The organism is Brevundimonas sp., assembly GCF_016742135.1.
Taxonomy (GTDB): Bacteria; Pseudomonadota; Alphaproteobacteria; order Caulobacterales; family Caulobacteraceae; genus Brevundimonas.
Window position 1 is genome coordinate 278,492 of sequence record NZ_JACVCG010000003.1, and the last position, 11,067, is coordinate 289,558.

Consider the following 11,067-nt stretch of genomic DNA (forward strand, 5'->3'; position numbering starts at 1 on the left):
ATGCCTCGCTCTGCTTCTCCTCCTCTCGATAGAGATCTTGAAAATGAAAATAGCAGACAGGGCGGGGGACGACGGGGACAGTTGGCACGAGGCCGGCGCCTGAACGGGACCTTTTCACAGGAATGGGTGGCGACGATCGAGGGCGCGGGTCATGCCTGTAGAAACCGGGGATAATCCTTAATCAAACCTTAACACGCAGGCCCGGACGCCGACGTCCGTCAGGGGATGATCTGTTTACGGATTAACGTCTCATTAACCTTTCCCCAAGGCATTCGGCGGCCGGTTCCTCCCTTTGGACAGATGGCTCCGAATTGTCGCCGGATCTTCACATTCATCCCCGATGCCTGAGCCCCACGCCCCTCATGCGGGATTCTGCCCGCATGAGGGGACGATTGATCCCCGTCTGACGAGGCCCCTCATCCACAGGAATCCCGGATTCGCTCCGCAGGAGTCTGGCCCGCGTCGAACAGGTTTGACGCCTGCGCCGCTTCGGACGATGACAGGGCATGACCCCGATGCGCTCAGGCTCCGGCCGGCTGGCCACCTACTTCCACGTCCATCTGGTCTCTGATTCGACCGGGGAGACCCTGAACGCCATGGCCAAGGCGGTCACGGCGCGTTTTGACGGCGTGATCCCGATCGAACACATCTATGCCCTGGTGCGGTCGCCCAAACAGATGGAGCGGGTTCTGGAGGAAGTGGCCGCAGCGCCGGGCGTAGTTCTGCACACCCTGGTCGACAAGGGCCTGCGGCTGCAGCTCGAGGACGGCTGCCGCGCGCTGGACATGCCCCAGATCGGGGCCCTGGATCCGCTCGTGGGGGCGCTGTCCCACTATCTGGGGGCGGCGCTGTCGACCCGGGTCGGGGCCCAGCATGCGCTCGATACCGACTATTTCAACCGGATCGGGGCGCTGGACTTTGCCATGGCCCATGACGACGGCCAGGGCACGACTGAACAGCTGGAGGCGGCCGATGTGGTCCTGTGCGGGGTCAGCCGCACGTCCAAGACCCCGACCTGCATCTATCTGGCGCACCGGGGTATCCGCGCGGCCAATGTGCCGCTGGTTCCGGGTCAGGAAGACGGCGAGCGCCTTACACAGCTGAAGGGGCCGTTGATCGTGGGCCTGACGGTCTCGCCCGACCGGCTGGTGCAGATCCGGCGCAATCGCCTCGACGGTCTGAACGCCGGCCGCAGCTCCTCCTATATCGACCACGACGCGGTGCGCGACGAGACGATCAAGGCGCGCCGGGCCTTTGAGCGTCGGGGCTGGCCGGTCATCGACGTGACCCGGCGCTCGGTCGAGGAAACGGCCGCCGCCATCGTCAATCTGCTGAGCGAGCGCCGCTCGGGCAAGGCGGGCCTGACCCCGGGCATGCCGTCATGAGCCCCGCATTCCAGCGCCAGCCCCTGGTGCTGGCCTCTGCCAGCGCGGCCCGGCGCGCCCTGATGGCCGGGGTGGGCCTGTCGGTCGAACTCCAGCCAGCCGATCTGGACGAGGAGGGTCTTCGGCAGGCCAACCCCGACCTCAAGCCGGCCGACATGGCCGTGTGTCTGGCCGAGACCAAGGCTGTCGCGGTCAGCCGGATGCGCCCGGGGGTACTGGTGCTGGGGGGCGATCAGATCCTCGAGGACGACGGGGCCATTGTCTCCAAGGCGGAGACCCTGGCGGACGTAGCGGCGCGTCTCCGGGGGTTTCGGGGCAGGACCCACCATCTGCATTCGGGGGCGGCGCTGGCTCGCGATGGCGCGGTCGTCTGGCGTCATGTCGACACCGCGGCCCTGACCGTGCGGGACTTCTCGGAGGCCTGGCTCGCCGCCTATCTCGAGGCCGAAGGAGCGGCCCTGACCGGCGTGGTCGGGGGTTACCGGCTGGAAGGCCCCGGGGCCCAGCTGTTCTCCCGCATCGACGGCGACTATTTCACCATCCTCGGTCTGCCGCTCTGGGCGGTGCTGGAAGCCCTGCGGGATCAGGGTGTGATCGACCGATGACTATCCGGGCCGGGGTCGCGGGCTGGCCGATCGCCCATTCGCTCAGTCCCGTGATCCACGGGGCCTGGATGCGGGCCGCCGGTCTTGATGCCGACTACACGGCCTTTGGACCCCAGACCGAAACGCAGTTCCGAGACCTGATTGGACAAGTTCGACTCGGCACCCTTTGCGGGCTCAATGTCACCGCCCCCTGGAAGGAAGTCGCCCTCGCGCTGGCGGATGAAGCGAGTGACACCGCACGGGCCTGCGGCTCGGCCAATCTGCTTTGGCTGGACGAAGGTGTCCTCAGGGCGGACAGCACAGACGGCCACGGCCTGATGGGGGCGCTTGGAGAACAGGCGCCGTCTCTGCACCGGGCAGGCCGGGCCGCCGTCGTTCTCGGTGCGGGCGGGGCTGCCCGCGCGGCCGTCCATGCCCTGGGGCAGGTCTTTGCCGAGGTGCGGATCGTCAACCGAACGCCCGCACGGGCCGAGGCGCTGATCGCCGCCGTCCAGCCCCATACGCCTGCCCGGCTGGTTCGCGGGCAGGCTGTTTCCGATGCCGCCCTCGTCGTCAACGCCCTGAGCGTCCCGCCCGAGGTGGACATGACGATGCTCTCGCCCGATGCCGTGCTGATGGACATGACCTATCGCCCCCTCATAACCGACTTTCTGCGGGCCGGCGCAGATCGGGGCCATACGACGGTCGACGGACTGGCCATGCTGATCGGTCAGGCCCGGCCGTCGTTCGAGACCCTGTTCAGGGTGGCCCCGCCGGACGTCGACGTCCGGGCCGAGGCCCTGCGAGGGCTGGGAGAGAGGCCATGATCGTCCTGGTCCTGACCGGCTCGATCGGCATGGGCAAGAGCACGACCGCCCGCCTGTTCGAGGAAGCGGGGGCCGCGATCTGGGATGCGGATGCAGCCGTCCATGCCCTCTACCGGAAAGGGGGCGCGGCCGTGGCCGCGGTCGAAGCGGCCTTCCCGGGCGTAGTCGTCGACGGCGCGGTCGACCGGGCCCGGCTGTCGGAGCGACTTCAGCGGGAGCCCGATGGCTTCCGGACGCTGGAGGCCATCGTCCATCCTCTGGTGCGGGCCGACCGCGAGGCCTTCATCGACCGGGCGCGCGAGGAGGGCCGGCCCGTGGTGGTTCTGGACATCCCCCTGTGGTTCGAAACGGGGGCGGACCGGACCGGTGTCACCGCCGTCGTGGTCGTCAGCGCGCCCCCGGCCGAGCAGCGGCGACGGGTCCTGTCCAGACCGGGCATGACCGAGGCCCGTTTCCGCCAGATCCTGTCGCGGCAGGTGCCGGATGCCGAGAAGCGTGCCCGCGCCGATGCGGTCATCGACACCGGCCGGGGCGTCCCGCACGCCCGCGAGCAGGTGCGCCTGTTGATGGAACGCCTGACATAGACGCCGACGGATTGAAGCCCGGGGCGAAGCGCGGCATCAGGGGGCATGGCCCGCGAGATCGTTCTGGATACCGAAACCACCGGCTTTGACCCCCGGACCGGCGACCGGATGATCGAGGTCGGCTGTATAGAGATCGACGACCTTCTGCCGACCGGCCGCACCTTTCACCGGCTGATCAACCCCGAGCGCGACATTCCGGCCGGCGCCATCGCCGTCCACGGCATCACCAATGACAAGGTGCGCGACGCGCCCAAATTCGCCGAGATCGCCGTCGATCTGCTGGAATTCATCGGCGATGCCCCGGTGATCGCCCATAATGCCAGCTTCGACCGGGCCTTCCTCAATCATGAACTGGGGCTGTGCGGCCAGCTGCTGATCGAGGAGGTACGCTGGATCGACACCCTGCAGATGGCACAGATGCGCTTTCCCGGCATGGCCAATTCGCTGGATGCCCTGTGTCGCCGGTTCAAGATATCCCTGACCGAGCGCAGCCTGCACGGAGCATTGATCGACGCGCGCCTGCTGTCCGACGTCTATCTGGAACTGAAGGGCGGCAAGGCCCGGTCGCTGGAACTGGTCACCCTGTCGGGCCACGCCGCGGGGCAGGACGGGCCGCGGCGCTATGGGGCACGGCCCATACCGCTCTCGCCTCGCCTGACAGAGACCGAGCTTCAGGCGCATGCGGCCTTTGTCGCCGCAGAACTGGGCGAACAGGCCCTCTGGCTGAAGGCCTGATCGTCCCGCCTTCGAGGGCTCAGGCCTGACCGGGAGGGGTCGAGGCGCCGCGCGCGATCTGGGCCTGACGCTGGGTGTAGATGGCGGCGAAGTCGATGGGCTCCATCAGGAAGGGCGGATAGAAGCCACCGTCCGACGTGGCCTTGGCGATGGTCTCGCGCGCGAACGGGAACAGATAGCGCGGGCATTCGATCAGCAGCAGCGGCTCAATGTCCTTTTCCGCGACATTCATCAACTGGAACAGGCCGCCATAGACCAGTTCGACCTGGAACACCGGCTTGTCCTCGCTGGTCGCCTTGACCGACAGCTTCAGCTCCACCTCGAACAGGCCGTCCTGACGCCCCTGGGCGTTCATCTCGACGCCGAGATCGATATTGGGGCGTCCCTCGACCTTCAGGCTCTCCGGCGCGCGCGGGTTCTCGAACGAGAAGTCGCGCACATACTGGGCCATGATGCGAAAGCCCGGCAGGGCGGGCTGGCCCGGCTGCACCGGCGTTTCGGTCGAGCCGTTGGGGGTGTCGCCGGTCGGGGCGGGAGGCGTGGAGTCGGTCATGCGCGGGCAGGTCTTCCTGGTCGATGATGTCGCGGGCCACAGGGCGGCACCGAAGGCGGGGCGACTAGCATGACGGGGGCGGGGCGGCAATGTCGCGCACCCCGGGGTGGTCCTCGCGGCCCGGGCCGCCTTGCATGGGGCCCCGGCAATCCCTAATCCTCAGGGTCAAGCGCCGCACCTCCGGTGGCGCCAGACCCGGACCCGTCGTGAACCCTCAATTCCAGATCATCCTGTTTGCCGTTATCGCGGCCGTGGTGCTGTTCCAGCTGTATAATGTGCTGGGCAAGAAGGTCGGCCGCCAGCCCGAGGAGGATGCCCGCGCCCGGCCCCAGCCCCCGGGTGCGGGCGACGCGGGCCCCGCCTCGCCCGCGACATCCGGACCGGCGCTGGATGCCCATACACTCGCGGCCATTGCCGGCCTGAAGGCCCGCGACCCGAATTTCGACCCCAACCGCTTCATGGACGGCGCGCGGCAGGCGCATGAGACCATCGTGCGCGGCTATGCCGAGGGGGACCGGGAGGCCCTGAAACCGCTCCTGACCCCCGTCGTCATGACCTCGTTCGAGGCCGGCATGGCCGACCGCGAGGCCCACGGCGTGCAGGAGCGGGTTGAATTCCCGCATCCGCCTCGCGCCGATCTGGAGCTGGCGACGGTCGAGGGCGAGAAGGCCGTGGCCCGGGTGCGCTTCCTGTCGGAACTGAAGCAGACCATCAGCGCCGCCAACCAGGAGCCCCGGGTCGAGGAGCGCCGCACCGCCGAGATCTGGACCTTCGAGCGGCCGCTGAACGCCAGCGATCCCAACTGGGTGCTCGCCCGGGTGGAGCCTGCCTCCGCATGACGCCCGGGGCAGGCCGGGCAAGGAGGGGCGCGGCGCTATGGCTGGCCGCCCTTTTATCCGCCTGTGCCAGCGCGCCCGGCCCGGTCACCCCGCCGCAGCCGGAGCCGCCGCCTCCGGTCACCCAACCCACTCCCCCGCCACCGCCGCCGGCAGTTGGCGCCATGGCGCTCACCGCCCTGCCCGGCTGGGATCAGGAAGATCATCTGACGGCGCTGACCGCCTATGGCGCCGGCTGTGGGGTCGATCGCAGCCCGGCGGCCCGGCGTACCTGTGCCGATGCGCGCACGCTTCTTGCCCGGGGCCGGGTCACGCCCAGCGAGGCGCGCGCCTTTCTCGAAGGCCGGTTCGTCGCGGTCGAGGCCGTCGCCCCCGAACCCCCGCGCGCCCTGCTGACCGCTTATTTCGCGCCGGAATATGAGGCGCGCCGCACGCCCGATGCCAATTTTGACGCGCCGGTGCTGGCCCCGCCGCCCGGCTGGCGTCGCGGAGACCGGCTCCCGGACCGGGCGGCGATCGAGGCCGACCCCGCCTCCTATCCGGTCCTCGGCTGGATGCGGGCCGAGGACCTCTTCTTCCTGCAGATCCAGGGCTCGGGCTATCTGACCTTTGCCGACGGATCGCGCGCCCGCGCCGCCTATGCCGCCGACAATGGCCATCCCTTCGTCGGTATCGCCCGGCCCATGGCGGACCGGGGCCTGCTGCCCCCCAACGGCACCTCGGGCGACGCCATCCGCGCCTGGCTGGCCGCCCACCGGGGGCCCGAGGCCCGCGCAGTGATGGCCCTCAACCCCCGCTACATCTTTTTCCGCATGGACCCCGACGACAGCGGCCACCCGGCCGGGGCCGCGGGCATTCCCCTGCCCGAACGCCGCGCCATTGCCGTTGACCCCGCCCACTGGACCTATGGCGAGCCGGTCTGGATCGAGGCCGACGGCGGCAATCTGATCGGCGCCCGCGCCAGCTATCGCGGTCTGGTCATGGCGCTCGACACCGGCTCGGCAATCCGCGGCCCGGTCCGCGCCGACCTCTATATGGGCCGGGGCGATGCGGCGGGCGCCGAAGCGGGCGCGGTTCGCCATCCCCTCAGGATGTGGCGGCTGGTGCCGAGGTTCTAACTCTGCTTTGCGCTCTGGATGGCGTGCCGGAAGCCATCGGGGTCACGCAGTCGAAGCTCGATCCGTTTGTCATCGGCGAGATGCACAACCAGTGAGCGGCCGAACAGCCCTGATCGCTCCTCTAAAGTCTGTATCCGGCGCAGCTTGATCTCATGCTCTAGCCCCCAGATCTCGGGCATGAACATCAAGGAGAACGGGAAACACGGCATAACGAACAATGTATCCCGGGTGACGCAGACCTTGAGCACGTTGGATGCTCCGCCAAGCGCGCGGAGGCCTCCCAGTTCACGCCCCGATGTGCGGTTCTCCTCGAACACGCAGTCGGGCGGAGTCGTCGGGAATATCCTTTTGCCGCCCTGCCTGCGGTAAACAACGGATGCCGTTACGATGGCCCCAATCCACACAATGGGGAATGCGACGATAATAGCAGCGTGCTGGTCGACGAAATCCTCGATCACCGCCGCCGCATCCCGCCCAGTACGCCGCGCAGGATTTCGCGGGTGAGGGTTGAGCCGGCGGTGCGCAGGACGGATTTGGTCGCGGCTTCCAGCGGGGTTTCCCGGGTCGAGCGGCGGGCCGGGGTGCGAGCCCGGGCCTCGCGCTCGGCCTCGCGGCGGATGCGGGTTTCTTCCTTCTCGCGGGCGATGCGGGCCCTTTCCGCCTCCTTCGCTGCCAGCGCATCGGCCCTGGCCTTGTCCGCAGCGGCTTTCGCCTCGGCTTCGGCGGCATCCGCCTCCCCCCGCCGGGCGGTCAGGATTTCATGGGCCGACTCCCGGTCCACCGGAGTGTCATAGACGCCCCGCACCGGACTGGCGGCCATGACGGCAGCGCGTTCGGCGTCGGTCGCCGGGCCGAGGCGACTGTCGGGCGGGCGGATCTTCGTGCGGGCCACCATCGAGGGCGCGCCCTTTTCGTCGAGGGTCGAAACCACCGCCTCACCCACGCCCAGCGCCGGAATGGCTTCGGTGGTGTCAAAGGCCGGATTGGGCCGGAAACTGCCCGCTGCGGCCCGCAAGCCCTTCTGCTCGGACGGCGTATAGGCCCTCAGCGCGTGCTGGATCCGGTTGCCCAGTTGGCTGAGCACACTGTCGGGAATATCCGCCGGGTTCTGGGTGACGAAATAGACCCCCACCCCCTTGGAGCGGATCAGGCGCACCACCTGCTCCACCTTGTCGACCAGGGCTTTGGGCGTGTCGTCGAACAGCAGGTGAGCCTCGTCGAAGAAGAACACCAGACGCGGCTTTTCCGGGTCGCCGATCTCGGGCAGCTGCTCGAACAGCTCCGACAGCAGCCACAGCAGGAAGGCGGAATACAGCCTTGGACTGTTCATCAGCCGGGCGGCGTGCAGCACATTGACCTGTCCCCGCCCGTCCAGACTGGTGCGGATCAGGTCCTCGAGCCTGAGCGCCGGCTCGCCGAAAAAGGCCTTGCCCCCCTCCTGTTCCAGTTGCAGCAGCGACCGCTGGATGGCGGCGATCGAGGCGGGGGCCACATGGCCGACCTCGCGCCCGATGCGCTCGGCATTCTCGCCCACATGCACCAGCAGGGCCCGCAAGTCGTCGAGGTCGAGCAGCAGCAGGCCCTCGGCGTCCGCGACATGGAAGACGACCGACAGCACGCCCTCCTGAACCTCGTTCAGTCCCAGCATGCGGGCCATCAGCACCGGGCCGATCTCGCTGACCGTGGTGCGCACCGGATGGCCCGCCTCGCCATACAGGTCCCAGAAGACCGTCGGCGCTGCGCGCGGCGTCAGGGTCAGCTGCATACCCTCGGCCCGGGCGACCAGCTTCTCATTGGGGGTGCCGGCCACCGCTATGCCCGACAGGTCGCCCTTCACATCGGCGCAGAACACCGGGACCCCTGCGTCGGAAAACCCCTGCGCCAGGATCTGCAGGGTGACGGTCTTGCCCGTTCCGGTGGCACCCGCAATCACCCCGTGGCGATTGGCGCGATCAAACCGCAGATAGCGGGGCGGACTGTCGCCGTCGTCGTCCGTCCACCCCAGAAACAGCCCGTTCGTCGCGCTCATGCCTGACCCCGCCAATACCTGTCACGAGACATAGACCAGACCGTGATTGACGGGAACGCCCGGAAGCCGGACAACCGGCTGATGAAGCCCGCCATGGCCATTCCGACCTCGACTGTATCGCGCAATGCGCTGGTGCTGCTGGCCGCCGTGGCCGGAGGCGCGGCCCTCTATTGGCTTCGGGACATCCTGACCCCGCTGGCCATGGCCATCTTCCTGCTGATCATGATCGACGGCATCAAGCGGTTCGTGGCGGACCATACGCTGCTGAACGACCGCATGGCCGGGGTGGCCGCGCTGGTGCTCGTCATCCTCGGCTTCTTCGCCTCGATCGCCATCATCGTGAACGGGGCCGCGGGGTTTTTCGGCGAGGCCTCGGGCGTGTCCACCCGTCTGGGCCCGCGGATCGACCAGGTGATCCGAGATCTGGCGACCCTGTTCGGTGTCGACAGCCCGCCTACGGCCATGGACCTGATCGGGGATGTCGATCTGCGCAGCTATGTGGCCGACTTCGCCATGCAGGTTCAGAACGTCGCCAGCGGGGCCTTTTTCGTCCTCGTCTATCTTGGCTTCCTGATCGCCGCCCAGTCCGGCTTCCAGCGCAAGATCGTCGGCATGTTTCCGGTGCGCGAAACCCGGCACGAGGCCCGCGCCGTCTTTCAGCGGATCCGCTCGGGGGTCGAGGGCTATCTGTGGGTCCAGGCCGTCACCGGGGTGATGATCTGTGCCGTCGCCTGGATGCTGATGCGGGCGGTAGGCCTGCAGAATGCCGAGTTCTGGACCTTTGTGATCTTCGTGGTCGGCTTCATCCCGATCCTGGGTGGCGCGATCGCGGGTCTGGCCCCGCCCTTGTTTGCCCTGGTCCAGTTCGAAAGCTACTGGCCCGCCCTGATCCTGCTGATCGGTCTGCAGGCCGTGCTGTTCATCGTCGGTAACTGGATCCAGCCGCGCATGCAGGGTGACAACCAGAATATCGACCCGATCGTGGTGCTGCTGTCGCTGGCCCTTTGGGGCAAGCTGTGGGGCGTGATCGGCATGTTTCTGTCGACCCCTCTGGCGGTGCTGGCCATGGCGATCCTGGCCGAGTTCAAGGGCAGCCGCTGGATGGCCATTCTCATGTCCGGCGACGGCGAGCCCTATCCGGACGGTGAGGAGACGGCAGCGCGCAAGCGGCCCTCCCCCCGCGTCAACGCGCCACAGGTGCCCGGGGACGTTTCGGGCTCCTGATGGCTTGAAAGGTGGATGGTCGGAAACCACCTCCCGTCTACCGCCGCGGCCTCCCTCCCCTCCCCCCGGTCGCGGCGCGCACGGACGACCCCTCCCCCTCCCGGGCTCGTCCAGACACAGGCCGTCGGGTGAAAGCCCGGCGGCCTTAGTCGTTTGTGTTGCCGATGTCCCACACCTCATGTCGCTGTCCGCCGGATCGGGAACGGCGCAGATGCCCCTCCGTTGTGTCTGCCGGGAGGGAGACATGATCACATCCGGGTGAGGACATCCGGTTAAACGAGAGGATACAACGGGATGAAAATCTCCCTGCACACCTGCGCGGCCCTGGCCGCGCTCCTGACCGCCGGTCTGGCCACGCCTGCCCTGGCCCAGTCCGCGCCAAACGACTGGAGCGGTCCTTATATCGGCATTTACGGCAGCTATCTCGAAACCCGCGACGACAAGAACGAGAGCCTGATTTTCGACCGGGATTTTGACGGCGAGTTCGACGACACCGTCATCCTCAGCGGCACCGGTGCCAACGCCTTCAGCCCGGGATCCTGCGCCGGCTCCGCCCTTGGATCCACGCCCCCCGAGCGCTGCTCGAAGGATGGCGGTGGCGTCGAGGGCGGGGTGCGCCTCGGCTATGACATGCAGTTCGGCAACTGGGTGGTCGGCGCGGTCGGTGAGCTCTCCGCGACGGATGCCAAGGACAGCGTGACCTCGTTCAGCACCACCCCCGCCTCCTACATCATGACCCGGGATCTGGAACACACGGCGGCGCTGCGCGCCCGTATCGGGTACGGCATGGGACCGGTGCTGGTCTATGGGACCGGGGGTGTGGCCTATGGCAAGATTCAGAACCGATTCTTCACCACCAACGGGGCCAACAGCTTCACCGAGCAGACCAGCGAGGACGATGCCGATGGCTATCAGTTCGGGGCCGGCATGGAATGGAAACTGGCACCCAACCTGTCACTGGTCACCGAATACCTCTACACCAGCCTGGAAGCGGGCGACTATGTCGTGCGCGCCGGGCCGGGCACGGCGGGCGCGACCAACCCCTTCATCCTGCCCCCCAACACGGCCGGGACAGACATCGCCCGCAGCAATGGTGACTTCAACTACCACGGCTTCCGTCTGGGCATGAACGTCCGCTTCTAGAGCGGATCCCCGGGAAATCCCGAAAAGGCCGGGCTCGCGCAGGCGGGTC

The 11,067-nt window shown here is 67.9% G+C and carries 12 protein-coding genes; 9 read left to right on the forward strand and 3 right to left on the reverse strand.

Going from position 1 to position 11,067, the window contains the following annotated elements; all coding sequences use genetic code 11:
* The first annotated feature begins 506 nt into the window (after nt 1-506).
* The 5 genes from IBJ06_RS08230 to dnaQ are packed head-to-tail and all read left to right on the forward strand — an operon-like array spanning nt 507 to nt 4,115.
* Complete coding sequence (locus IBJ06_RS08230) at nt 507-1,385, forward strand: pyruvate, water dikinase regulatory protein (RefSeq protein ID WP_292159085.1); 879 nt, start codon at nt 507-509, stop codon at nt 1,383-1,385.
* Nucleotides 1,382-1,990 (forward strand): Maf family protein, encoded by a 609-nt coding sequence (locus IBJ06_RS08235; RefSeq protein WP_292159087.1) that lies wholly within the window; start codon nt 1,382-1,384, stop codon nt 1,988-1,990. The genes IBJ06_RS08230 and IBJ06_RS08235 overlap by 4 nt, the downstream gene beginning before the upstream one ends.
* Complete coding sequence (locus IBJ06_RS08240; RefSeq protein WP_292159089.1) at nt 1,987-2,796, forward strand: shikimate dehydrogenase; 810 nt, start codon at nt 1,987-1,989, stop codon at nt 2,794-2,796. Before IBJ06_RS08235 ends, IBJ06_RS08240 begins: the two co-directional genes overlap by 4 nt.
* Nucleotides 2,793-3,380, forward strand: coding sequence for a dephospho-CoA kinase (gene coaE / locus IBJ06_RS08245; protein WP_292159090.1), 588 nt, complete (start codon nt 2,793-2,795; stop codon nt 3,378-3,380). Before IBJ06_RS08240 ends, coaE begins: the two co-directional genes overlap by 4 nt.
* 45 nt (nt 3,381-3,425) lie before the next feature.
* Nucleotides 3,426-4,115 (forward strand): DNA polymerase III subunit epsilon, encoded by a 690-nt coding sequence (gene dnaQ / locus IBJ06_RS08250; RefSeq protein WP_292159092.1) that lies wholly within the window; start codon nt 3,426-3,428, stop codon nt 4,113-4,115.
* Between the two features lie 19 nt (nt 4,116-4,134).
* Here dnaQ and secB read toward each other — a convergent pair whose 3' ends face one another.
* Nucleotides 4,135-4,668, reverse strand: coding sequence for a protein-export chaperone SecB (gene secB, locus IBJ06_RS08255; RefSeq protein WP_292159094.1), 534 nt, complete (start codon nt 4,666-4,668; stop codon nt 4,135-4,137).
* 206 nt (nt 4,669-4,874) lie between these two features.
* Here secB and timA point away from each other — a divergent pair, with 206 nt between their 5' ends.
* Both timA and IBJ06_RS08265 read left to right on the forward strand, forming a co-directional pair.
* Nucleotides 4,875-5,507, forward strand: coding sequence for a TIM44-related membrane protein TimA (gene timA / locus IBJ06_RS08260; protein ID WP_292159096.1), 633 nt, complete (start codon nt 4,875-4,877; stop codon nt 5,505-5,507).
* 161 nt (nt 5,508-5,668) lie between these two features.
* A complete protein-coding gene (locus IBJ06_RS08265; RefSeq protein WP_365812309.1) occupies nt 5,669-6,622 on the forward strand; it encodes an MltA domain-containing protein in 954 nt (317 codons plus the stop codon).
* On the opposite strand, the gene IBJ06_RS08270 is transcribed toward IBJ06_RS08265, so the two are convergent.
* Complete coding sequence (locus IBJ06_RS08270; protein WP_292159099.1) at nt 6,619-7,080, reverse strand: hypothetical protein; 462 nt, start codon at nt 7,078-7,080, stop codon at nt 6,619-6,621. The genes IBJ06_RS08265 and IBJ06_RS08270 overlap by 4 nt on opposite strands.
* The gene (locus IBJ06_RS08275) at nt 7,077-8,651 is read right to left on the reverse strand and encodes a helicase HerA-like domain-containing protein (protein WP_292159100.1); all 1,575 of its coding nucleotides are present in this window, start codon (nt 8,649-8,651) and stop codon (nt 7,077-7,079) included. The genes IBJ06_RS08270 and IBJ06_RS08275 overlap by 4 nt, the downstream gene beginning before the upstream one ends.
* 42 nt (nt 8,652-8,693) lie before the next feature.
* Between IBJ06_RS08275 and IBJ06_RS08280 the strand changes: the two genes are divergently transcribed.
* Nucleotides 8,694-9,875, forward strand: coding sequence for an AI-2E family transporter (locus IBJ06_RS08280; protein WP_365812312.1), 1,182 nt, complete (start codon nt 8,694-8,696; stop codon nt 9,873-9,875).
* Between the two features lie 294 nt (nt 9,876-10,169).
* Nucleotides 10,170-11,018, forward strand: a complete 849-nt coding sequence (locus IBJ06_RS08285; protein WP_292159103.1) for an outer membrane beta-barrel protein — start codon at nt 10,170-10,172, stop codon at nt 11,016-11,018.
* Nucleotides 11,019-11,067: the final 49 nt, after the last annotated feature.

What these genes read in the sequence shown, in the direction of transcription:
- IBJ06_RS08230 (WP_292159085.1), top strand. Translation starts at nt 507, where the DNA reads ATGACCCCGATGCGCTCAGGCTCCGGCCGGCTGGCCACCTACTTCCAC.
- IBJ06_RS08235 (WP_292159087.1), top strand. Translation starts at nt 1,382, where the DNA reads ATGAGCCCCGCATTCCAGCGCCAGCCCCTGGTGCTGGCCTCTGCCAGC.
- IBJ06_RS08240 (WP_292159089.1), top strand. Translation starts at nt 1,987, where the DNA reads ATGACTATCCGGGCCGGGGTCGCGGGCTGGCCGATCGCCCATTCGCTC.
- coaE (WP_292159090.1), top strand. Translation starts at nt 2,793, where the DNA reads ATGATCGTCCTGGTCCTGACCGGCTCGATCGGCATGGGCAAGAGCACG.
- dnaQ (WP_292159092.1), top strand. Translation starts at nt 3,426, where the DNA reads ATGGCCCGCGAGATCGTTCTGGATACCGAAACCACCGGCTTTGACCCC.
- secB (WP_292159094.1), bottom strand. Translation starts at nt 4,668, where the DNA reads ATGACCGACTCCACGCCTCCCGCCCCGACCGGCGACACCCCCAACGGC.
- IBJ06_RS08265 (WP_365812309.1), top strand. Translation starts at nt 5,669, where the DNA reads ATGGCGCTCACCGCCCTGCCCGGCTGGGATCAGGAAGATCATCTGACG.
- IBJ06_RS08275 (WP_292159100.1), bottom strand. Translation starts at nt 8,651, where the DNA reads ATGAGCGCGACGAACGGGCTGTTTCTGGGGTGGACGGACGACGACGGC.
- IBJ06_RS08285 (WP_292159103.1), top strand. Translation starts at nt 10,170, where the DNA reads ATGAAAATCTCCCTGCACACCTGCGCGGCCCTGGCCGCGCTCCTGACC.